The organism is Streptomyces purpurascens (genome assembly GCF_045040895.1).
GTDB lineage: Bacteria > Actinomycetota > Actinomycetes > Streptomycetales > Streptomycetaceae > Streptomyces > Streptomyces purpurascens.
In genome coordinates this window covers 5,373,247-5,393,986 of sequence record NZ_CP108341.1, presented here as the reverse complement: position 1 = coordinate 5,393,986, position 20,740 = coordinate 5,373,247, and the positions used below count along the sequence as shown (strand labels likewise).

Genomic DNA, 20,740 nt, shown 5'->3' with positions numbered 1-20,740 from the left:
CCCCGATGGACCCCGTGCTCGCCGCTGCCGCCTGCGGCGTTCTGACGCTTCTGATCGTGGCCTGTGCGGCCGTGCTCGTCGTCCGCTCCGCGCTCGGCGGAGCCGACTCCAAGGACCGCGCACGGATCCTCGTGGCGGTGGCGGAGGTGGTCCGGGCCCTGCGGGGGAAGCGGTGACGGGTTTCCCGGCTTCTCCTCACCCCATGCCGCGCCTGCTTCCGGCCTCTCCTCACTCCCGGTCGAGGCCGCCCGGGATGGGGCCGCCCACCGTGAACCCGATCACCGTCCCGCCCCCGTCCCGCCGGACCGCGAACGGCGCTCCCCCGTGCGCGAGAGCCACCTCGCGGACGATGGACAGGCCCAGGCCGGAGCCCGGCAGGGAGCGGGCGTCGGCGGCGCGGTAGAAGCGGTCGAAGACGCGGGCGAGGTCGTGGTCGGTGATGCCGGGGCCACGGTCGAGGACCTCGACGCGGATCGTGCCGGGCCGGGCGGGCCCGGCGACGACGATCTCGACGGGGGCCGTGCCGCGCTGGTCGAACTTCACGGCGTTCTCGACGAGGTTGGACAGCGCCCGGGTCAGCATCCCGGGCCGTCCGTCGGTCGTGGTGTCGCCGCTCGCGCGGAGCGTGATCTGCCGGCCGCTGCGGCGCCGGGCCAGGCCCGCCACCTCCTCCGCGAGGTCGGCGACGTCCACCCGCCGGGGCGGCTCGGTGTCGGACTGCCCGGCCGCGAGGTCGACGAGCTCGTTGACCAGGTCGGTCAGCTCACGGGCCTCCTGGCCGAGGTCGGCGACCAGTTCCTCCCGGGTCTCCGGCGGCAGTTCGTCGATCCGGCGGAGCATCGAGATGTTCGTCCGCAGCGAGGTCAGCGGCGTCCGCAGCTCATGGCCCGCGTCCTGGACCAGGCGGCGCTGGTCCTCCTCGGACTGCGCGAGCCGGCCCAGCATGCGGTCGAAGGCCCGGCCCAGCCGGCCCACCTCGTCATGACCGGCGACCGGCACCTGGATGCCGAGACGACGGGTCCGGGCCACGTCCTCGGCGGCGTCGGTCAGGACGAACAGGCGCCGTGTGATGCGCCGGGCGAGCCACCAGCCGAACAGACCGGCGGCGATCACGACGGCGGCCATCAGCAGCAGCGTCCGCCGCTGGAGCGCCCGCAGCAGGTCCTCGACGTCGCTGAACTCCTGCGCGACCTGCACCGCGCCCCGCCCGCCGCCGAGGGAGACGGTCGCCACCCGGTAGACGTCGTCGCCCACGTCGACGTCCTTGTGCTCGGCCACCCGCCCCGACAAGGACGCGGCGGCGATCCGCACATCGGCCCCGGTCACCGGCAGTCCCGGACTGCCCCGGTCGACGACACGGCCGTCCGGGCCGAGCACCTGCACATCGGTACGGGCGGGCCGCACGAGGTCATGGCCGGGCGCGGCGGAGGAGAAGTCCCCGGGCGTCATCCGGTTCTCCCGCACCTCGTCCCGCAGGTCCTGCACGACCTCGTCGAACACCGTCTGCTGGTCCACCCGCACCAGCCGGGCCGCCGCGCTGTAGGACAGGATGCCGACCAGGACCGTCACGGCCGCGGTGACCGCGGCGAACGACACCGCGAACGTCGTGCGCAGCGAGACCAGCTTCGGCCGCCGCCCGCTCAGCAGCCGGCGGAGGCGACCCACTCAGTCCTCCCGCAGCACGTAACCCACGCCCCGCACCGTGTGGATCAGCTGCGGCCCGTCCGGATCGTCGAGCTTGCGGCGCAGATAGCCGACGTAGACGGCGAGGTTCTTCGAGCCGGGGCCGAAGTCGTAGCCCCAGATGCGGTCGTAGATCGTCGAGTGGTCGAGGACGATGCCCGCGTTGCGGACCAGCAGCTCCAGCAGCTCGAACTCGGTGCGGGTCAGCTCCAGCTCGCGCGCGCCCCGCCAGGCCCGGCGCGCCTGCGGGTCCATGCGGATGCCGGCGGCCTCGATGAACCGCTCGGGGAGCTGCCTGGGCGCCTCGGGCGCGGACGCGCCGCCGACGGGAGCGCCACCGGCGGGAGCGCCGCCGACCGGTGCGCCGCCGTGGGGGTCGCCCACCCCCACCGGGCTGGTGCGGCGCAGCAGCGCGCGCAGCCGGGCGAAGACCTCCTCCACGTCGAAGGGCTTCACCACGTAGTCGTCGGCGCCCGCGTCCAGGCCGGCGATCCGGTCGGCGGTCTCCACGAGGGCCGTCAGTATCAGGACCGGCGTCCGGTCGCCCTCGGCGCGCAGCACCCGGCACACCTGGAGCCCGTCGATGCCGGGCATCATCACGTCCAGGACGAGCACGTCCGGACGGTTGCGGTGGGCCTGCGCCAGTGCCTCGACACCGTCGGCGACCGCCATGACCTGGTAGCCCTCCAGGGTCAGGGCGCGCTCCAGGGCGTTGCGGATGGCGCGGTCGTCTTCGGCGAGCAGCACGGTGTGGGGCACGCGTCCAGTGTGCCTGGCGACCGGCTCCCCGGGACCGGATGCGCTGCGCCGGAGCGTCCTTCTTACTCGCCTCTCACCAGGGCTCACGCAACCACGGGCCGGGGGGCCTGCCGTCCTCTCACCCCTGGGCCCGCGCGAGCCGGGCCGCGTGCGTCGGCGCCTCCGGCACGTCCGCCGGTCGGCCCACGGCGAACTCCTTGCGCAGCACCGGTACGACCTCCTCGCCCAGCAGGTCGATCTGCTCCAGCACGGTCTTCAGCGGCAGCCCGGCGTGGTCGACCAGGAACAGCTGCCGCTGGTAGTCGCCCGCGTACTCCCGGAAGGCCAGCGTCTTCTCGATGACCTGCTGCGGGGTGCCGACGGTCAGCGGCGTCTGCTCCGTGAAGTCCTCCAGCGACGGCCCGTGCCCGTACACCGGCGCGACGTCGAAGTACGGCCGGAACTCGCGCACGGCGTCCTGCGAGTTCCGCCGCATGAACACATGCCCGCCGAGCCCGACGATCGCCTGCTCGGGCGTGCCGTGCCCGTGGTGGGCGTACCGGGCCCGGTACAGCTCGACCATGCGCCGGGTGTGGTCGGCCGGCCAGAAGATGTTGTTGTGGAAGAAGCCGTCGCCGTAGAACGCGGCCTGCTCGGCGATCTCCGGCGAGCGGATCGACCCGTGCCAGACGAACGGCGGTACGCCGTCCAGCGGGCGGGGCGTCGCCGTGAAGCCCTGCAGCGGCGTACGGAACTTCCCCTCCCAGTCGACGCCCTCCTCGCGCCACAGGCGGTGCAGCAGGGCGTAGTTCTCGACGGCGAGCGGGATGCCCTGCCGGATGTCCTGCCCGAACCATGGGTAGACCGGCGCGGTGTTCCCGCGGCCCAGCATCAGATCCACCCGGCCGTCGGCCAGGTGCTGGAGCATCGCGAAGTCCTCGGCGATCTTCACCGGGTCGCTGGTGGTGATGAGGGTGGTGGCCGTGGAGAGGACCAGCCGCTCGGTGCGGGCCGCGATGTAGCCGAGCATCGTGGTCGGGGAGGAGGGCACGAAGGGCGGGTTGTGGTGCTCGCCGGTCGCGAAGACGTCGAGCCCGGCCTCCTCGGCCTTGAGCGCGATGGCGACCATGGCCTTGATCCGCTCGCGCTCGGTCGGTGTCCGGCCCGTGGTCGGGTCGGGCGTGACGTCGCCGACACTGAAGATCCCGAACTGCATGGTCGCTCACCCTCCAGGTTGTTTACCCTTCAACAGTACTCGGGGGAACGACAGCGGGCGCGGGGGCATTCCAGTGGGGGTCCCTGCCGGTCCCCCCGAGCAGCCGCTCCAGGGCCGACGCGCCCTCCGCCACCGGCACCGGCTCCCCGAACACCCCCATCTTCCTGGCCGTCGGCGCCAGCTCGTCCACCGCGCCGGACAGCTCCGCCACGACCGCCTCGTCGGCACCCGGGTACTCCTGGCCCGTCGCCCGCGCCAGGTCCCACACATGCACCGTCAGATCGAGCAGCGCCATCGAGCCGACCAGCCGCGCCGGCAGGTTCATCCCGCCCGTCGTGCCCTCCTCGGCACCCGGCGCCGACCAGGCCGCCACCAGCCGGTCCGCCTCCCGGGCGAACCGCTCACGCCACTCGGGACTCCCGGCGACCGGGTCGGGCGCCTCACCGAAGTCCGACGCCTCCTTCGCGGCCAGCCGCTGGAACTGCACGATCACCTGGAAGAGGTGATCGACCAGCGCCCGCACGTCGTACTCGGCACAGGGCGTGGGCGCGGCGAGCGTCGCGTCGGGAATGCCCCGCACCACCGGCACCGCCCGCTCCCGCGCCATGCCCAGCAGCTCAGCGATGCGGTACGTCCTCACAGGGTTCGTGTCCATGCTCCGACCGTAGGGACAGCCACGACCGCCCATCTTGAAGAAACGCGACGTACGATCCGGCCATGGAGGCACCCCGCCACGACACCCGCGGGATCGTCGACCCGTCCGGGCTGCTGAACCGCGTGCGATTCCGCCGCCACGAGCCCGCCGAGCCGCTGCGCCGGTACGTCGAGTGGTACTGGCTCATCGACTGGGACCTGCCCGCGCCCTACGCCTCCCACATCGTTCCGCATCCGTCCGTGAACCTGACCTTCCAGTGGGACGGGGCCGACGAGGAGGACGCCCCGCCCTACGGCGAGGTCACCGGCGTCGCGCTCGGCCTCTACACCAGGAAGCTGACCGGGCGGGGCCGGGTCTGCGGAGCGAAGTTCCGCCCCGGCGGCTTCCGGCCGTACGCCCCCGAGGAGCCGGTCTCCCGCTGGACCGGGCGCACGCTGCCCGCCCAAGAGGTGTTCCCGCAGGTCACCGCCGACACCGCCCACGCGGTCGTCACCCCCGCCGACGACCGCGCCCAGGTCGCCGCCCTCGACGCCTTCCTGCTCTCCCTGCCCTGCGCCCCGGACCCGCAGGCGGACCTCGCGATCGACCTCGTCCGCCGCATCCGCGCGGACCGCACCGTACGCCGCGTCGGCGACTTCGCCCACGCCCGGGGCCTGTCGGTACGGGCGCTGCAACGGCTCTTCTCGACCCAGGTCGGCGTCAGCCCCAAGTGGGTCATCCTCCGCTACCGCATCCACGAGGCCCTGGAACAGGCCGGCCACCGCGACGACGTCGACTGGGCCGCCCTCGCCGCCGACCTCGGCTACGCCGACCAGGCCCACCTCGTACGGGACTTCACGACGACGGTGGGAGTGCCTCCCACTGCCTACGCGGCGGAGACCCGGGCCGGCCGCTAGGCAGCATGCGAAGCTGACCACCATGTTCGTCCTCCGCTCCGCCGCCCTCTTCGTCGTCGCCGCACTGTTCGAGATCGGCGGCGCCTGGCTGGTCTGGCAGGGCGTGCGCGAGAACCGGGGCTGGCTCTGGGCGGCCGGCGGCGTCCTCGCGCTCGGCGCGTACGGCTTCGTCGCGACGTTCCAGCCCGACGCCCACTTCGGCCGCGTGCTCGCCGCCTACGGCGGGATCTTCGTCGCCGGTTCGATCCTCTGGGGCGTGGTCGCGGACGGCTACCGCCCGGACCGCTGGGACATCACGGGCGCACTGATCTGCCTCGCGGGCATGGCGGTCATCATGTACGCCCCGCGAGGAAACTGACCGGCCCGCGGCCCGGGATCTCAGAACGGCTCGTCAGGCGGCAGCAACCCCAACTGCCCCAGGAAATCCATCTCGTCGAAGTACAGCCGGTAGTCGACGATCCGCCCGTCCCGCACGGTGGCGATGTCCACCCCGCGGATCCTGATCTCCTTCTGCGTCGGCGGGAGCGTCTCGCCGTTGGGCAGCTCCAGCGGCCCGGTGTTGCGCCCGCTGAAGAACCCCTCGTCGATGGCCGTGTCGCCGACCTCGTAGGAGTGCAACGGCTGGAACGTCGCCTCGGGGACCGCCTCCGTCATCGCCCGCCAGTACTCGACGATGTTGTCGCGCCCGCGCAGCTCGCCCTCGTCAGGGGTGAAGGCGACCGCGTCCTCGGCGTACAGCTCGCCGATGACCTTCAGATCGGCGTGCGTGGTGACCGCGTCCGTGAGCCGGTCCATGACCTCACGTGCCTCGCCCATGATCCACCTCCAGGAAAGACCGGAAAACAGGGGACCACCCGCCCTCATTCTCCCACCGCGGGCCCCGCCTATCCTGGCCGGAAGCCCTGAGGGCCTTCTGATGGCCCCGTACACCGCACCCACGCCCGAGGAGCTCCCATGGCCACCGCCGCCCCGTCCGCAGCCTCCCGCATCGCCGTCGTCACCGGTGCGAGCAGCGGAATCGGCGCCGCCACCGCCCGGCGGCTCGCCGCGGCGGGCTACCGCGTCGTCCTCACCGCGCGCCGCAAGGACCGCATCGAGGCGCTGGCGGAGGAGATCAACAAGGCGGGCCACCAGGCCACGGCCTACGCCCTCGACGTCACGGACCGCGCGGCGGTCGACGAGTTCGCCACGGCCTTCAAGACGATCGGCGTCCTGGTCAACAACGCCGGCGGCGCGCTCGGCGCCGACCCGGTCGCGACCGGTGACCCGGCCGACTGGCGCCAGATGTACGAGACGAACGTCATCGGCACGCTCCACCTCACCCAGGCCCTGCTGCCCAAGCTGGACGCGAGCGGCGACGGCACGGTCGTGGTCGTCTCCTCCACCGCGGGCCACGGCACCTACGAGGGCGGCGCGGGCTACGTCGCCGCCAAGCACGGCGCCCACGTCCTCGCCGAGACTCTGCGCCTGGAGATCGTCGGCCGGCCGGTCCGCGTCATCGAGATCGCCCCCGGCATGGTCAAGACGGACGAGTTCGCCCTGACCCGCTTCTCCGGCGACACGGAAAAGGCCGAGAAGGTCTACGAGGGCGTGGCCGAGCCCCTCACGGCCGACGACGTCGCCGACACCATCACCTGGGCCATCACCCGCCCCAGCCACGTCAACGTGGACCTCCTGGTCCTCCGCCCCCGCGCCCAGGCCTCGAACACGAAGGTCCACCGCGAGCTGTGACGCCGGCGGGGCCGCATCCACAGCCGTGAAAGCACAGGCACCGAGCCGGGGTGGCCCATAGGGTCACCCCTCGTGGACATCGACAGACACATACCTTTCGACGCCCTCCACAACTTCCGTGACCTGGGCGGCCGCACCACCGCAGACGGCAACCGCGTCCGCCGGGCCCGCGTCTACCGCGCAGACTCCCTGGGCAAGCTCAGCACGGGCACGGACGACTGGACCCGCTTCCTCTCCCTCGGCATCCGCACGGTCGTCGACCTGCGCTACCCCTGGGAAATCGACTCACGGGGCCGCATCCCGGACCACCCGTCCTTCACGTACCACAACCTCAGCATCGAGCACCGCCCCTACGACCAGGCGGCCCTCACCCCCGACATCGCCCCCGGCCCCTACCTGGCCGAGCGCTACATGGAAGTGGCGCAGGACGGCACCAAGGAAATCCGTCGGGCCCTGGAACTGGTGACACAGGCGGCGCGGGCCGACGAGCCGCTCGTCTTCCACTGCGCCTCGGGCAAGGACCGCACAGGCCTGCTCGCGGCCTTGGTCCTGGAGCTCCTCGACGTCCCGCGACCCACCGTCGTCGAGGACTTCGCCCTCACGGACCTGGCGGCCCCCGCCCTCCTCGCCGACTGGACATCCCGCAACGACGGCCGCTCCCCCACCTGGCCGTCGTTCGGCCGCGCCCCCGCCGAGGTCATGCACCTGTTCCTGACGGACCTGACGAACCGCTACGGCTCGACAGCCGGCTATGTGACCAACGCCCTGGAGCTGGACGCGTCAGCCCTCTCGGCGACCCTCCGGGAGGGCCTCGTGGAGTGAGCCGGCGCGTCAGCCCTTCACGCAAACAACCTGCTTCAGCTTCGCCACGACCTCCACCAGGTCCCGCTGCTGGTCGATGACCTGCTCGATGGGCTTGTAGGCGCCCGGGATCTCGTCCACGACGCCGGAGTCCTTGCGACACTCCACGCCCCGGGTCTGCTCTTCCAGGTCCTTCGTCGAGAAGCGCCGCTTCGCCGCGTTGCGGCTCATGCGCCGGCCGGCGCCGTGCGAGGCCGAGTTGAAGGACTTGTCGTTGCCGAGGCCCTTCACGATGTACGAACCCGTGCCCATGGAGCCGGGGATGATCCCGTACTCGCCGGAGCCGGCCCGGATCGCGCCCTTGCGGGTCACGAGCAGGTCCATCCCGTCGTAGCGCTCCTCGGCCACGTAGTTGTGGTGCGCGCTGATCTCCGGCTCGAAGGCCGGCTTCGCCCTCTTGAACTCCTTGCGGACCACGTCCTTCAGGAGCGCCATCATGATCGAGCGGTTGTACTTCGCGTACTCCTGCGCCCAGAACAGGTCGTTGCGGTACGCCGCCATCTGCGGGGTGTCCGCGACGAAGACGGCGAGGTCGCGGTCGACCAGGCCCTGGTTGTGCGGGAGCTTCTGGGCGATGCCGATGTGGTGCTCGGCCAGTTCCTTGCCGATGTTGCGGGAACCGGAGTGCAGCATCAGCCAGACAGAACCGGTCGTATCCGTGCAAACTTCGACGAAATGGTTTCCGCCGCCGAGCGTTCCCATCTGCTTGGTGGCGCGCTCCGCACGGAACTTGACCGCCTCCGCAACCCCGTCGAACCGCCCCCAGAAGTCCTCCCACCCGGCCGTACCGAACCCGTGCAGCCGCCCCGGGTCGACGGCGCTGTCATGCATCCCCCGCCCCACCGGAATGACCTGCTCGATCCGCGACCGCAGCCGCGACAGATCCCCGGGCAGGTCGTTCGCCGTCAGGGACGTCTTCACCGCCGACATTCCGCAGCCGATGTCGACCCCCACCGCCGCCGGGCACACCGCACCCTGCATCGCGATGACCGAACCGACCGTCGCGCCCTTGCCGTAGTGCACGTCGGGCATGACGGCCAGGCCCTTGATCCACGGCAGCGTGGCGACGTTCTGGAGCTGCTGGAGCGCGCCGCCCTCGACCGAGGCCGGGTCGGCCCACATCCGGATCGGTACTTTCGCACCAGGTACCTCTACATACGACATAACGTCCTCAATCCCCCGTACGCGAACAGAAGTCTTCAAGAGCAAATACCGGAGCCAAGGTCTACGAAAGGGATTCCGGACCGGCGTTCACGGCAGTGCGTGCGATACACATTGTGTTCATCGGCTGCCCCGCGACGGCAAGCCAATATCCGCCCCGAGAGGAGCCACCACGTGCAACGGAAGGCGTACGCACCCGGTATCGCCGCGCTCCTCGCGGCCCTGCTGGCCGGCTGCACCGGCAGCTCGGGCGACGGCGGCCCGACGGACGACTCCAACCCGGGTGACACCGGCACGGCTTCGGCCGCCGCCGAGCCGGGCCGCTACCGCACGCTCCCCGAGCCCTGCACGGCGGTCGGCCAGAGCATGCTCGACGAACTCCTGCCCGGCATCCGGCAGATCACCGACGGCGAGCAGCGCGAGAAGGCCTACGAGGGCGAGCCGACGGTCACGTTCGACACCGACCGCAAGGTCGGCTGCCAGTGGAAGGTCGACGGCCGGGAGGCCAGCGACCATCTGCTCGTCGACTTCGAACGGGTCGTCTCCTACGACAACGCCGTCAGCGACGACAACCAGGCCGAGCAGCTCTTCGCGGAGCGGGAGGCCGCGGCCCACCTCCCCGAGCCGACGGCCACCGAGTCGGCCGCCACCGAGTCGGCCGCCACGGAGTCCCCCGCCGCGGGCAGCACCCCGGCAGGCGGCGCCTCCGCCGCCCCGAGCGGCTCTCCCGGCTCGACCACCTCCCCCACCTCCCCCTCCGGCTCCTCGTCGCCGTCGACGTCCGCCTCCGCCACCCCGACGGAACTCCAGCCCCGCGTGCTGGAGGATTTCGGTGACGAGGCCTTCATCGACGACGAGCTGAGCAGCTCCGGTTCGACGGCCAAGCAGCGGACGGTGACTGTGGCGTTCCGCACGTCGAATGTCATCGTGACCATCGAGTACGCCGAACAGCCGGCCACCGTCGGCGTCGTCCCGGACAGCAAGGAATTGCAGGACAGGGCCCAGAAACTGGCCTCCCAGCTGGCCGATTCGCTGAGCGACTGAGGCCCCTTCACGCCCCCTTCACGCACACCCGCAAAGCACGCGAAGGAAGACCACACCACCGCCTCACCGCGTACGGTGACCACTCGGCCCCGTTCCGACCGCAGGGAACCACGAGCGTCATGAGTGAAGGAACCATGCAGCGACGAGCACAGCGAGACCAGCAGGATCAGCGAGCGAAGCGACTCCACCGCGTCCTTGTCTGCGCGGCCGCCGTCCCCGTGATGCTGGTCGCCGCCGGCTGCTCTTCGGACTCCGGCTCCGGCGACAGCACGGACAAGGCCGCCAACGCGGCGGCCTCGGCGTCCGCGAGCCCGTCGCCGACCGTCGAGGCGGCGGCGTACGGCAAGCTTCCGGAGCCCTGCAAGGCGCTGTCGAAGAAGACGCTGAAGGACCTCGTTCCGGAGAGCAAGTCCGGCAAGGAGGGCAAGTCGGATGATATCTCCACGCGCGGCAGCTGCTCCTGGAACAGCCTCGACAACAACGGCGTGAAGGGCTCGCAGTTCCGCTGGCTGAACGTGTCGATGCTGCGCTTCGAGTCGGACGCCACGCGCGGCTCGGGCGAGAAGCTGGCCCAGCAGTACTACGAGAAGCAGATCCAGGACGTCCAGGCCGCCGAGGGCGCCAAGGGCGTCAAGTCGGAGCCGGTGCCCGACACGGGCGACCAGGCGACGGCCGTGCGCTACGACCTGAAGAAGAAGGAAGGCACCTTCAAGCAGCAGACGGTCGTGGCGCGCGTCGAGAATGTCGTCGTGACGCTGGACTACAACGGCGCGGGTCTGGCCGGCGACAAGTCCCCGAGCGCCGACGACCTGGCGAAGGACGCCAAGAAGGCCGCGAAGGAAGCGGTGGCCGCGGTGTCCGAGGCGAACGGCGCGGGCGGCGGCAAGGCGAGCGGCGACCCGTCGAAGCCGGCGTCGAAGTCCCCGTCCAAGGAGCCCTCGAAGGAGGCTTCGAAGGACTCCTCCGCGTCGCCTTCGAAGTCGCCCGCCAAGAAGAGCTGAACACCACCGACCGGAACCGGCCACCCGTCCTCCGCACACATGTGCCACCCTGTTGCGCGCAACAACTCGCAAGGGGAGGGGAAGACGGGTGGCCGCGCCACTGCAACTGACTCGGATGCACCGCGTTCTCATCGGCGTGGTCGTGGCCGGCGCCGTGGTGATCGCCGGTATCGGCTTCGCCGGTTCGTACGCGGCGGTCCGCGAGTTGGCCCTGAAGAAGGGCTTCGGGAACTTCTCCTACGTCTTCCCGATCGGCATCGACGCGGGCATCTGCGTCCTGCTGGCCCTGGACCTGCTCCTCACCTGGATCAGGATCCCCTTCCCTCTGCTCCGTCAGACGGCCTGGCTCCTGACAGCGGCGACGATCGCCTTCAACGGCGCGGCCGCCTGGCCGGATCCGCTCGGCGTCGGCATGCACGGGGTGATCCCGATCCTGTTCGTGGTCTCGGTCGAGGCGGCCCGCCACGCGATCGGCCGGATCGCCGACATCACGGCCGACAAGCACATGGAAGGCGTCCGCCTCACCCGCTGGATGCTCTCCCCCGTCCCCACGTTCCTCCTCTGGCGCCGCATGAAGCTCTGGGAGCTCCGCTCCTACGAACAGGTCATCAAGCTGGAGCAGGAACGTCTCGTCTACCAGGCGCGGCTGCGTTCCCGCTTCGGCCGTAGCTGGCGCCGCAAGGCTCCCGTGGAGTCCCTGATGCCGCTGAGGCTGGCGCGCTACGGGGTACCGCTGGCGGAGACGGCCCCGGCGGGCCTGGCGGCGGCGGGGATAGAGCCTGCGCTGATCCCGCCGGCACCGCAGCCGGAGCTCGGCACAGGCCCAGCTGCGGGCGATCGTGCCGCCGGGGCGGCACCCGTCCCACGGAGAGCGGCACCTCACAGCGAGCAGCGCCTGGAGCTCGACCGCGGCCCCGACGCCGAGCACCTGGACTACGACCCCGAGCCGGATCAGAGCCCTTGGTTCAACACCCAGCGGGAAGTCGAATACCAGGGCGGTTACGACCCGGCCTACAACCCCGATCAGTACGCCGAGTGGATCGCGGAACAACAAGAGGCCGAGCAGTACCAAACGCAGTACGAGCAGGACCTCACCCCGGAAGACACCGGCAGCTTCCCCATCCCGGTCGGCCCGAACCGCACCCGCGAACTCGGCGAGGGCGGCGGCACCCCGCCCGTCGCCGAACCGGACGAGGAGTCGTACTACCAGGTCTTCAAGCAGTCGATCAACGGCAGCTACCCGACACCCAACCAGCTCCTCGACAACGTGGAGGCGGAGTACGGCATCCGCCTGGACACCACGGAGGCCAAGCGCATGGTCGACCGCTTCAGCAGCCGCCACTACCAGGAAATGGAAGAAGAGCACATCGCATGACGAAGGGGCCCTGACACCAGGGCCCCTTCGTCATGCGATGGCGACTACTCCCCGAGCAGCGCCCGGACCCGCTCCTGCCCCACCGCCAGCAGCAGCGTGGGCAGCCGCGGCCCGGTGTCCCGCCCGACCAGCAGGTGGTACAGCAGCGCGAAGAACGACCGCTGAGCCGTCTTGATCTCCGGCGGCAGTTCCTTCGGCGTCGCGTCGGCGGAGAACCCGGCCTGCACCTTCGGCACGCCGTACACCAGGTGCGTCAGCCCGTCGAGCGACCAGTGCCCGGCGAGCCCGTCGAGCAGCAGCCGCAACGACTGCTGGGACGCCTCGTCGAGCGACTTCAGCAGCTCGGCGTCGGGCTCTTCCCGCACGATCGTCCGCTGGTCGGCGGGTACGTGCGTGTTGATCCAGGCCTCGGCCTTGTCGTACCGCGGCCGCGCCTCGTCGAGCGAGGTCAGCGGCTGCTCCGGGTCCAGCTCGCTGAGGATGCGCAGCGCCTGGTCCGCGTGCCCGGCGGTGATGTCCGCGACGGACGCCAGCGTCCGGTACGGCATCGGCCGGACCGTCCGCGGCAGCTCACCGGCGGCCGTACCCACCGCACGCGCGTGCGCGGCGGCGTCGGCCGGCAGGACGCTGCCGTCGGCGACCTTGGCGTCCAGCCGGTCCCACTCGTCGTACAGCCGCTGGATCTCCTGGTCGAAGGCGACCTTGAAGGACTGGTTGGGCCGGCGCCGCGCGTACAGCCAGCGCAGCAGCTGCGGTTCCATGATCTTCAGGGCGTCCGCCGGGGTCGGCACGCCGCCGCGCGAGGACGACATCTTCGCCATCCCGCTGATGCCCACGAAGGCGTACATCGGCCCGATGGGCTGCTGCCCGCCGAAGATCCCGACGATCTGCCCGCCGACCTGGAACGACGACCCGGGAGACGAATGATCGACACCACTCGGCTCGAACACGACCCCCTCGTACGCCCACCGCATCGGCCAGTCGACCTTCCAGACGAGCTTGCCGCGGTTGAACTCGTTCAGCCGGACCGTCTCCGAGAAGCCGCACGCGGTGCAGGCGTACGTCAGCTCGGTGGAGTCGTCGTCGTAGGACGTGACGGTGGTGAGGTCCTTCTCGCAGTTGCCGCAGTACGGCTTGTACGGGAAGTAGCCGGCGGTGCCGGAGCTGCCGTCGTCCTCACCGGCCGCGCCGGAGCCCTCGGCGGCCTCCAGCTCGGCCTCGTCGACCGGCTTCTGCTGCTGCTTCTTGGCCGGGGCCTTCTTCGTCCGGTACTGGCCGAGGATCGCGTCGATGTCGCCGCGGTGCTTGATGGCGTGCAGGATCTGCTCGCGGTACACGCCGGACGTGTACTGCGCGGTCTGGCTGATCCCGTCGAACTCCACGCCCAGCTCGGCCAGCGACTCGACCATCGCGGCCTTGAAGTGCTCGGCCCAGTTCGCGTACGAGGAGCCCTCCGGCGCCGGGACGGACGTCAGCGGCTTGCCAATGTGCTCGGCCCACGACTCGTCGACGCCCGCGATACCGGCCGGCACCTTGCGGTACCGGTCGTAGTCGTCCCACGAGATCAGATGCCGCACCTGGTGGCCCCGGCGGCGGATCTCGTCGGCGACGAGATGCGGGGTCATGACCTCGCGCAGGTTCCCGAGGTGGATGGGGCCGGACGGTGAGAGTCCGGACGCGACGACGACGGGTTTGCCCGGGGCCCGACGCTCCGACTCCTCGATGACCTCATCCGCGAAACGGGAGACCCAGTCGGTGGTCTCGGTGCTCTGAGCCACGATCGGCACGTCCTTCTTTCTCCAGGGCAGCCGTACGGTCAACGGCCGGGGCCCATTCTCCCAGACGGCACAGCGCCCGGGAAAACCGCTTTACCCCCCGTGGGATACTGAGCGTGTCTATCGATCCACGAGGAGAACGGCATCCATCCCATGACCTCGGTCACGTCGCTCACCGATCAAGTCCAGCAGCGTCTCGCGAACGCCCTGTCGGCCACCCGGCCGGAGGCCGACGCCGACCCGCTGCTGCGACGTAGCGACCGGGCCGACTTCCAGGCCAACGGGATCCTGGCCCTCGCCAAGAAGGCCAAGTCGAACCCCCGGGAACTGGCGACGGAGGTCGTCGGCAACATCGTCACCGGTGACGTGATCAAGGACGTCGAGGTCTCCGGCCCCGGCTTCCTCAACATCACGATCGCCGACCGGGCGATCGCCGAGAACCTCGCCGCGCGGCACGCGGACGGCGAGCGTCTCGGCGTGCCGCTGAAGGAGAACGCGGGCATCACGGTCGTCGACTACGCCCAGCCGAACGTGGCGAAGGAGATGCACGTCGGTCACCTGCGGTCGGCGGTCATCGGCGACGCCCTGCGCGGCATGCTCGACTTCACCGGCGAGAAGACGATCGGCCGGCACCACATCGGCGACTGGGGCACCCAGTTCGGCATGCTCATCCAGTACCTGTTCGAGCACCCCGGCGAGCTGGCCCCCGCGGCCGACGTCGACGGCGAGCAGGCGATGAGCAACCTGAACCGGGTGTACAAGGCGTCGCGTGCGCTCTTCGACGCGGACGAGGAGTTCAAGGAGCGGGCCCGCAAGCGGGTCGTCGCCCTGCAGTCCGGTGACAAGGAGACGCTCGAGCTGTGGCAGCAGTTCGTGGACGAGTCGAAGGTCTACTTCTACTCCGTCTTCGAGAAGCTCGACATGGAGATCCGCGACGAGGAGATCGTCGGCGAGTCCGCCTACAACGAGGGCATGCCCGAGACCGCCCGCCTCCTGGAGGAGATGGGTGTCGCGGTGCGCTCCGAGGGCGCGCTCGTGGTGTTCTTCGACGAGATCCGAGGCAAGGACGACCAGCCGGTCCCGCTGATCGTGCAGAAGGCCGACGGCGGCTTCGGCTACGCGGCCTCCGACCTGACGGCGATCCGCAACCGCGTCCAGGACCTGCACGCCGCGTCCCTGCTCTACGTCGTGGACGTCCGTCAGTCGCTGCACTTCAAGATGGTCTTCGAGACGGCTCGCCGGGCAGGCTGGCTGAGCGACGGCGTCACCGCGCACAACATGGGCTACGGCACGGTGCTCGGGGCGGACGGCAAGCCGTTCAAGACGCGTGAGGGCGAGACCGTACGGCTGGAGGACCTACTGGACGAGGCGGTGCAGCGGGCCGCCGAGGTCGTGCGGGAGAAGGCACAGGACCTCACCGAGGACGAGATCCAGGAGCGGGCCGCACAGGTCGGCATCGGTGCCGTGAAGTACGCCGACCTGTCGACGTCGCCGAACCGGGACTACAAGTTCGACCTGGACCAGATGGTGTCGCTGAACGGCGACACGTCCGTCTACCTCCAGTACGCGTACGCCCGGATCCAGTCGATCCTGCGCAAGGCCGGTGAGACGAAGCCGGTCGCGCACCCGGAGCTCGAACTCGCCCCGGCGGAGCGGGCGCTCGGTCTGCACCTGGACGCGTTCGGCGACACGGTCTTCGAAGCCGCCGCGGAGTACGCCCCGCACAAGCTGGCCGCGTACCTGTACCAGCTGGCGTCCCTGTACACGACGTTCTACGACAAGTGCCCGGTCCTCAAGGCCGAGACGCCCGAGCAGATCGAGAACCGCCTGTTCCTCTGCGACATCACGGCCCGCACCCTCCACCAGGGCATGGGCCTGCTGGGCATCCGGACGCCCGAGCGGCTCTGAACCCGGCCCCTGCACGACAGGCCGAGGGCGGCACTCCCCCGTGGAGTGCCGCCCTCGGGCGTTGTGGGGTGCCGCTGGTCAGCTGCAGTTGACCCACGTGTTGGACTTCATGTAGTGGCTCGCGCTGTCGGTCGTCTTGTATCCCCTCGGGATGACCCCGCTGGACCCGCCGTGGTTCTTCGCCGAGAACCACTTGAAGTCGCAGGACGCGCCGTGGTTGTACCAGGACTTGAAGCTCTGGAACACGGCGTACTGGGTCAGGTCCTTGTTGGTCCCGGCGACCTTCTGCATGCGCCCGGTGTAGTTCTGCCCGGCCCACACGCAGAACCAGCCCGACGGACAGTCCGACGCCGCCTGCGGCGAGGCCTCCGCCGCGCCGGCCGTACCCGCGTTGCCGGCCAGCAGACCACCCGTCAGCGCGATCCCCCCGGCCATGACGGCGAGCTTCCTGGTCATACGCATGTTGCTTGCCCCCTTCGTGGTGGGCCGACCGCACCGGCCGGCTCGACAACGAGACTGCGGGCCAGGGACGGGGATCCACCACAGTCGCCGCAGAAGTGACGTACTCACGGGACGTCCCCCGCTCTGACCTGCATGGACACCAGCCGCCGGGACGGTACGGCGGGACGCTCGCGGCGTGCGGTGGCCGAATCGGTAGGGGGCGGCGGGGGGATCGGAACCGAGGTAGGGGGCACCGCGTGGATGCTGATGCAGAATGCGGCGAGCGCGGCACGACCGTGCGGGCCTGCTTCCGCCCGGTGACGGGAGGCAGCCGCGAATGCTTCGAGGCCCGCGTCTGAGGTGTCACCGTCTCCGTCTCAACGCTGAGCCGTACTGTTCGCGCCGTCCAGTGCCTCCCGGATGATGTCCGCGTGCCCGGCGTGCTGGGCCGTCTCCCGGATCAGATGCAGCAGGATCCGGCGCGCCGACCAGTACTCGCGCTCCGGCGGCGACCAGGGAGTCATCGGCAGGGGCACACCGCGGTCCAGATCCGGCAGCCCCGCCAGGGCCTCGTCGGTCGCCCGCGCGGCCGCCGTGTACGCCTCCAGCAGCCCGTCGAGCGTGTCGCCCTCGGCCATGCGGTACTGCCCCATGTCGAGCATGCCGTCCGGCAGTTCACCGTCGCCCTTGACCATGACCCGGGTCCACGCCGCCTCCCCCTGAGCGAGATGCTTCACGATCCCGCCCAGGGTCAGCTCACTCACGGTCGTACGCCGGGCGGCCCGCTCGTCGTCGAGTCCGCGCACGGTGATCAGCAGCAGTTCCCGCTGCTCGGCGAGCGCGTACGACAGGTCGGTCTTCTCCGAGGAAGTGGTCATGGAAGGACCGTACGGAGCAATTAGGTCAGCTCGCGTCCGCTGATGTCCCCTTGTCAGTGGTCGGATTTACAGTCACCACATGGCGACACTTCCGAACCCGCTCCCGACCCTGGCGGCAGACCCGAGCGGCCGCGCGCTGGGATTCCGGCTCCCCGCCGGGACACTGCTCGACAGCACCGACGAGGGCCCCTGGCACGAGCCGTTGCTGTGGTGCGCGCAGGAGCGGGCCGAGCCGGGTGGCTGGACGGCGCTGGAGCCGACGCGGCGGGTCGGGCTGCTGCCGGTCGTGCTCGATGTGGGGGACGGGCATGGCGGGCCGGACAGCTGGGAGTTGATGCCCGGCGAGGTGTCCTACCCCGGCGATCACGACGCCGAGGAGGTGCTGGCGGAGTACTGGGAGGAGTGCGCGGCGGAGGGCGGCACCTGGCCCGGGCCGGCCACGCCGGCCGCCCGGGTTCAGGACCCGGACGCGGTCGCCGCGGACATCGCGGACTCGCTGCTCGAGGACGGCGGTCCGCTCAAGGACCCCCGCCTCGCCCTGGTCCCGGCCCGCCGCAGCGCCGACATCCCGACGGCGATCGGCTGGACGGGCCCGGCGAACCACGAGGGCGACACGGCCCGCCTCAGCGCGGTGCTGCGCTCCTGGGAGGACCGCTTCGGCATAAGGGTGGTGGCCCTCGGCTTCGACCATCTGCTGGTGTCGGTCGCCGCCCCGCCCGCCACCCTCGCGGAGGCGGAAGCCGTCGCCGCCGAGCACTTCGCGTTCTGCCCGGACAACATCTGGCAGAGCACCGACCCCACCCTGCGGGCCTACGCCGAGCGCCAGGTCATCGATCAGCCGACCTGGCACTTCTGGTGGGACTGAGCCCCTCCCCCAGCCTCCGCAGCCCCTCCCCGATCTCCTCCGGCGTCTGCGTCACGAAGCACAGCCGCAGGGTCGTGCGGTCGGGGTCGCCGGCGTAGAAGGGGGCGCCGGGGACATACGCCACGTCGTGGCGCACCACCTGCGGCAGCAGGGCCGTCGTGTCGTACGGCTCCGGCAGGCGCGCCCACAGGAACATGCCGCCCTCGGGCCGGTTCCAGACCGACCCCTCGGGCAGCGCTCCGGCCAGCCCCGCGAGCATGGCGTCCCGGCGTTCGCCGTACACGCCGGCGACACGCGTGACATGGGCGTCCAGGTCGTTGTCCGCCAGGTACCGGGCCGCGGCGAGTTGGTTGACGGTCGGGGTGTGCAGGTCGGCGGCCTGCTTGGCGACGGCACAGGCGCGCAGCAGCTCACCGGGCGCGCGCAGCCAGCCCAGCCGCATTCCGGGCGCCATGACCTTGGAGAAGCTGCCGAGCAGCACCGTACGGTCCTCGGCCCCCGGGTGGGAGGCGATCCAGGGCACGCGTTCGCCCTCGTAGCGAAGCTCGCCGTAGGGGTCGTCCTCGACGATCCACAGCCCGCGCCGCGCGGCGACGGCGGCCACGGCGGCGCGTCGCTCGGCGGGCAGCGTACGTCCGGTGGGGTTCTGGAAGGTGGGCACGGTGTACAGCAGCTTGGGCCGCTCGCGCACCACCAGATCCTCCAGCGCCTCGGGATCGACGCCGTGCTCGTCCCCGGGCACGGCCACGACCCGCGCTCCGGCGAAGCCGAAGGCCTGAAGTGCCGCCAGATAGCAGGGGTTCTCGACGAGGACGGTGTCCCCCGGTTCGAGCAGCGCGGTGGCCAGGAGCGAGAGGGCCTGCTGGGAGCCGGTGGTGATGAGCAGGTCCTCGGCGCCGGTCGGCAGGCCGCGCGCGCTGGTCCGGGCGGCGAGCGCGGCCCGCAGCACGGGCTCGCCCTCGGTCGTGGAGTACTGCAACGCCCGCTGGGGCACCTCGGCGAGCACCGCCCGGTACGCGGCCGCGATGCCCGCCGCGTCGAACAGCTCCGGCGCCGGCAGCCCGCCCGCGAAGTTGATCACCTCAGGGCGGGCGGTGACCGCCAGGATGTCCCGTACGGGGGAGCCGCCGACGGACCGGGCCCGCGCGGCGAGCGGCGGCACGGGAGAGCGGGTGGGCGCGTGGTCGGCGACGGTCATGACACGGCTCCTTCGGCTGCGGTGACGCCTCGTGCCCGCAGCCTAGGGAAATACGTGCTGTCTACAAGAAGGTTTCCGGGATCCGGACACGGGAGCAGCCGGTCCGCTGCTCGGCCCGGGAGCGGCCGGTCTGCCGCTCAGCCCTTGGCCCCGATCCCCGCGTACACGTTGATGTCCGCGTCCGTGACGTCGTTGATGTCGCGGTAGCGGACCCTCTCGATGTCGTCGAGACCGGCGAGGAAGGACTCCTCCGGCTGCTCGGGGACGGGAGCCGCGTGGTCGGGCCGCCACCGGTGCGCCGGGACGACGCCCGGGTCGGCGATCTCCAGGAAGTTCTCCGTGAAGAACCGCTCGACATCCGCCCGGGACCGCAGCACGAAGGTGAACCCCCGCTCGGTGTACGTCCGCTGGACCGCGCGGATGTTCTCGGGGTTGAGGTCCTCGGTGAGGTGGCTGAGCACCAGCCGGCTGCCGACGGGCAGCGCGTCGAGCAGCTCGCGCACCAGCGGATACGCCTCGCCGTCCTCGACGAAGTGCAGGATCGCGACCAGGCACAGCGCGACCGGCTGGTCGAAGTCCAGTGTCTTGGCGGCCTGTTCGAGGATGCGGGCCGGGTCCCGCAGATCGGCGTCGATGTAGTCCGTACGGCCCTCGGGCCCACTGGTCAGCAGGGCCCGCGCATGCGCGAGCACGACCGGGTCGTTGTCGACGTACACGACCCGCGACTCGGGGGCGACGCGCTGCGCGATCTGGTGCACGTTCTCGGCGGTCGGCAGCCCCGTGCCGATGTCGAGGAACTGCCGGATGCCGTCCTGCTCCACCAGCGTGGTCACCGCGCGGCGCAGGAAGTCGCGGTTGTGCCGGACGTCGAGGTACCCGCGCGGGTTGGCGGTGAGCGCGGCGGCGGCCGCGTCCCGGTCGGCGGGGTAGTGGTCCTTGCCTCCGAGGAAGACGTCGTAGACCCGCGCCGGGTGCGCCTTGCCGCTGTCGATCCTCCTCTGCAGCTCGGCGGGATCCTGGCTGAGCGCGTCACCGGACATGGACGTCTCCCTGAAGAGTAGGTGGTTCAATCAGCAACCACTACGACGGTCAACAACCTAACGCCTCAAGTGATTTGATGGTGCCCGTGCAGACCGGCGAGCGAGCGACGACGACCCTGTGGCGTCCCACCGGCCCCAAGGAACTGGACTTGGTTCCCGGTTCGAGGTCGACTCCGAGTTCCTGAGCCGCTACCCGGTCCAGCAGGCGGGCGGGCGGACGATCCTCGAACTGTGGGTCCCGGCCGAGGAACTCGACGAGTTCCACTGAGCATCA

The 20,740-nt window shown here is 70.9% G+C and carries 21 protein-coding genes and 1 pseudogene; 11 read left to right on the top strand and 11 right to left on the bottom strand.

The features are described from left to right. The first annotated feature begins 5 nt into the window (after window positions 1–5). Window positions 6–176: a hypothetical protein gene (locus OHU35_RS24615; RefSeq protein ID WP_189728341.1), complete on the top strand. Its 171-nt coding sequence runs from the start codon at window positions 6–8 to the stop codon at window positions 174–176. A gap of 52 nt (window positions 177–228) precedes the next feature. On the opposite strand, the gene OHU35_RS24610 is transcribed toward OHU35_RS24615, so the two are convergent. From OHU35_RS24610 to OHU35_RS24595, 4 genes are all read right to left on the bottom strand, one after another. Continuing rightward, window positions 229–1,665: a HAMP domain-containing sensor histidine kinase gene (locus OHU35_RS24610; RefSeq protein ID WP_189728339.1), complete on the bottom strand. Its 1,437-nt coding sequence runs from the start codon at window positions 1,663–1,665 to the stop codon at window positions 229–231. Further along, window positions 1,666–2,442 carry a response regulator transcription factor gene (locus OHU35_RS24605; RefSeq protein WP_189728337.1) on the bottom strand — a complete coding sequence of 259 codons (777 nt, stop codon included), beginning with the start codon at window positions 2,440–2,442 and terminating at the stop codon, window positions 1,666–1,668. It abuts the gene before it with no gap. A gap of 118 nt (window positions 2,443–2,560) precedes the next feature. Beyond that, window positions 2,561–3,637: an LLM class flavin-dependent oxidoreductase gene (locus OHU35_RS24600; protein WP_189728335.1), complete on the bottom strand. Its 1,077-nt coding sequence runs from the start codon at window positions 3,635–3,637 to the stop codon at window positions 2,561–2,563. Between the two features lie 22 nt (window positions 3,638–3,659). After that, window positions 3,660–4,292 carry a TIGR03086 family metal-binding protein gene (locus tag OHU35_RS24595; protein ID WP_405506884.1) on the bottom strand — a complete coding sequence of 211 codons (633 nt, stop codon included), beginning with the start codon at window positions 4,290–4,292 and terminating at the stop codon, window positions 3,660–3,662. 62 nt (window positions 4,293–4,354) lie between these two features. Here OHU35_RS24595 and OHU35_RS24590 point away from each other — a divergent pair, with 62 nt between their 5' ends. Beyond that, window positions 4,355–5,188 (top strand): DUF6597 domain-containing transcriptional factor, encoded by an 834-nt coding sequence (locus OHU35_RS24590; RefSeq protein ID WP_405506882.1) that lies wholly within the window; start codon window positions 4,355–4,357, stop codon window positions 5,186–5,188. Window positions 5,189–5,210: 22 nt separating this feature from the next. Then, entirely contained in the window at window positions 5,211–5,546 is a 336-nt protein-coding gene (locus tag OHU35_RS24585) for a YnfA family protein (protein WP_189728327.1), read from the top strand. Window positions 5,547–5,566: 20 nt separating this feature from the next. On the opposite strand, the gene OHU35_RS24580 is transcribed toward OHU35_RS24585, so the two are convergent. Continuing rightward, entirely contained in the window at window positions 5,567–6,004 is a 438-nt protein-coding gene (locus OHU35_RS24580; RefSeq protein ID WP_189728325.1) for an ester cyclase, read from the bottom strand. A 138-nt stretch (window positions 6,005–6,142) separates the two neighbouring features. Between OHU35_RS24580 and OHU35_RS24575 the strand changes: the two genes are divergently transcribed. Then, window positions 6,143–6,919, top strand: coding sequence for an SDR family NAD(P)-dependent oxidoreductase (locus OHU35_RS24575; protein WP_184591750.1), 777 nt, complete (start codon window positions 6,143–6,145; stop codon window positions 6,917–6,919). Window positions 6,920–6,991: 72 nt separating this feature from the next. Beyond that, the gene (locus OHU35_RS24570; RefSeq protein ID WP_308400970.1) at window positions 6,992–7,741 is read left to right on the top strand and encodes a tyrosine-protein phosphatase; all 750 of its coding nucleotides are present in this window, start codon (window positions 6,992–6,994) and stop codon (window positions 7,739–7,741) included. A 9-nt stretch (window positions 7,742–7,750) separates the two neighbouring features. Here the strand turns inward: OHU35_RS24570 and OHU35_RS24565 are convergent, their stop codons facing one another. Then, entirely contained in the window at window positions 7,751–8,944 is a 1,194-nt protein-coding gene (locus OHU35_RS24565; RefSeq protein WP_405506879.1) for an RtcB family protein, read from the bottom strand. 171 nt (window positions 8,945–9,115) lie between these two features. Here OHU35_RS24565 and OHU35_RS24560 point away from each other — a divergent pair, with 171 nt between their 5' ends. The 3 genes from OHU35_RS24560 (at window position 9,116) to OHU35_RS24550 (ending at window position 12,361) form a co-directional block, all read left to right on the top strand. Further along, window positions 9,116–9,985 (top strand): DUF3558 domain-containing protein, encoded by an 870-nt coding sequence (locus OHU35_RS24560; RefSeq protein WP_405506877.1) that lies wholly within the window; start codon window positions 9,116–9,118, stop codon window positions 9,983–9,985. A gap of 134 nt (window positions 9,986–10,119) precedes the next feature. Continuing rightward, the gene (locus OHU35_RS24555; RefSeq protein WP_405506875.1) at window positions 10,120–10,986 is read left to right on the top strand and encodes a DUF3558 family protein; all 867 of its coding nucleotides are present in this window, start codon (window positions 10,120–10,122) and stop codon (window positions 10,984–10,986) included. Window positions 10,987–11,101: 115 nt separating this feature from the next. Continuing rightward, the gene (locus OHU35_RS24550; RefSeq protein ID WP_405506873.1) at window positions 11,102–12,361 is read left to right on the top strand and encodes a DUF2637 domain-containing protein; all 1,260 of its coding nucleotides are present in this window, start codon (window positions 11,102–11,104) and stop codon (window positions 12,359–12,361) included. Window positions 12,362–12,405: 44 nt separating this feature from the next. On the opposite strand, the gene lysS is transcribed toward OHU35_RS24550, so the two are convergent. Next, window positions 12,406–14,148, bottom strand: a complete 1,743-nt coding sequence (gene lysS / locus OHU35_RS24545; protein ID WP_359887680.1) for a lysine--tRNA ligase — start codon at window positions 14,146–14,148, stop codon at window positions 12,406–12,408. A 141-nt stretch (window positions 14,149–14,289) separates the two neighbouring features. Between lysS and argS the strand changes: the two genes are divergently transcribed. Further along, a complete protein-coding gene (gene argS, locus OHU35_RS24540) occupies window positions 14,290–16,044 on the top strand; it encodes an arginine--tRNA ligase (protein WP_189728313.1) in 1,755 nt (584 codons plus the stop codon). Window positions 16,045–16,122: 78 nt separating this feature from the next. On the opposite strand, the gene OHU35_RS24535 is transcribed toward argS, so the two are convergent. Continuing rightward, window positions 16,123–16,506, bottom strand: a complete 384-nt coding sequence (locus tag OHU35_RS24535) for a peptidase inhibitor family I36 protein (protein WP_405506870.1) — start codon at window positions 16,504–16,506, stop codon at window positions 16,123–16,125. 356 nt (window positions 16,507–16,862) lie between these two features. After that, complete coding sequence (locus OHU35_RS24530; protein WP_189728298.1) at window positions 16,863–17,363, bottom strand: DinB family protein; 501 nt, start codon at window positions 17,361–17,363, stop codon at window positions 16,863–16,865. A 79-nt stretch (window positions 17,364–17,442) separates the two neighbouring features. Here OHU35_RS24530 and OHU35_RS24525 point away from each other — a divergent pair, with 79 nt between their 5' ends. Further along, window positions 17,443–18,228 (top strand): DUF4253 domain-containing protein, encoded by a 786-nt coding sequence (locus OHU35_RS24525; RefSeq protein ID WP_405506868.1) that lies wholly within the window; start codon window positions 17,443–17,445, stop codon window positions 18,226–18,228. On the opposite strand, the gene OHU35_RS24520 is transcribed toward OHU35_RS24525, so the two are convergent. Further along, window positions 18,191–19,426 (bottom strand): PLP-dependent aminotransferase family protein, encoded by a 1,236-nt coding sequence (locus OHU35_RS24520; RefSeq protein WP_189728294.1) that lies wholly within the window; start codon window positions 19,424–19,426, stop codon window positions 18,191–18,193. The two genes, OHU35_RS24525 and OHU35_RS24520, sit on opposite strands and share 38 nt — an antisense overlap. A gap of 137 nt (window positions 19,427–19,563) precedes the next feature. After that, on the bottom strand, window positions 19,564–20,466 hold the full coding sequence (locus OHU35_RS24515; protein ID WP_359887697.1) for an SAM-dependent methyltransferase: 903 nt from the start codon (window positions 20,464–20,466) through the stop codon (window positions 19,564–19,566). Window positions 20,467–20,543: 77 nt separating this feature from the next. Here OHU35_RS24515 and OHU35_RS24510 point away from each other — a divergent pair. Continuing rightward, window positions 20,544–20,734 (top strand): annotated as a pseudogene (locus tag OHU35_RS24510) (hypothetical protein). Window positions 20,735–20,740 lie beyond the last annotated feature (6 nt).

Bases quoted from the DNA above. Each gene is read 5' to 3' on its own strand.
- OHU35_RS24585 (WP_189728327.1), top strand. From the start codon at position 5,211: ATGTTCGTCCTCCGCTCCGCCGCCCTCTTCGTCGTCGCCGCACTGTTC.
- OHU35_RS24515 (WP_359887697.1), bottom strand. From the start codon at position 20,466: ATGTCCGGTGACGCGCTCAGCCAGGATCCCGCCGAGCTGCAGAGGAGG.
- OHU35_RS24595 (WP_405506884.1), bottom strand. From the start codon at position 4,292: ATGGACACGAACCCTGTGAGGACGTACCGCATCGCTGAGCTGCTGGGC.
- OHU35_RS24520 (WP_189728294.1), bottom strand. From the start codon at position 19,426: ATGACCGTCGCCGACCACGCGCCCACCCGCTCTCCCGTGCCGCCGCTC.
- OHU35_RS24600 (WP_189728335.1), bottom strand. From the start codon at position 3,637: ATGCAGTTCGGGATCTTCAGTGTCGGCGACGTCACGCCCGACCCGACC.
- OHU35_RS24615 (WP_189728341.1), top strand. From the start codon at position 6: ATGGACCCCGTGCTCGCCGCTGCCGCCTGCGGCGTTCTGACGCTTCTG.
- OHU35_RS24535 (WP_405506870.1), bottom strand. From the start codon at position 16,506: ATGCGTATGACCAGGAAGCTCGCCGTCATGGCCGGGGGGATCGCGCTG.
- OHU35_RS24555 (WP_405506875.1), top strand. From the start codon at position 10,120: ATGCAGCGACGAGCACAGCGAGACCAGCAGGATCAGCGAGCGAAGCGA.
- OHU35_RS24530 (WP_189728298.1), bottom strand. From the start codon at position 17,363: ATGACCACTTCCTCGGAGAAGACCGACCTGTCGTACGCGCTCGCCGAG.
- OHU35_RS24575 (WP_184591750.1), top strand. From the start codon at position 6,143: ATGGCCACCGCCGCCCCGTCCGCAGCCTCCCGCATCGCCGTCGTCACC.
- OHU35_RS24580 (WP_189728325.1), bottom strand. From the start codon at position 6,004: ATGGGCGAGGCACGTGAGGTCATGGACCGGCTCACGGACGCGGTCACC.
- OHU35_RS24550 (WP_405506873.1), top strand. From the start codon at position 11,102: ATGCACCGCGTTCTCATCGGCGTGGTCGTGGCCGGCGCCGTGGTGATC.
- argS (WP_189728313.1), top strand. From the start codon at position 14,290: ATGACCTCGGTCACGTCGCTCACCGATCAAGTCCAGCAGCGTCTCGCG.
- OHU35_RS24590 (WP_405506882.1), top strand. From the start codon at position 4,355: ATGGAGGCACCCCGCCACGACACCCGCGGGATCGTCGACCCGTCCGGG.
- OHU35_RS24525 (WP_405506868.1), top strand. From the start codon at position 17,443: ATGGCGACACTTCCGAACCCGCTCCCGACCCTGGCGGCAGACCCGAGC.
- OHU35_RS24565 (WP_405506879.1), bottom strand. From the start codon at position 8,944: ATGTCGTATGTAGAGGTACCTGGTGCGAAAGTACCGATCCGGATGTGG.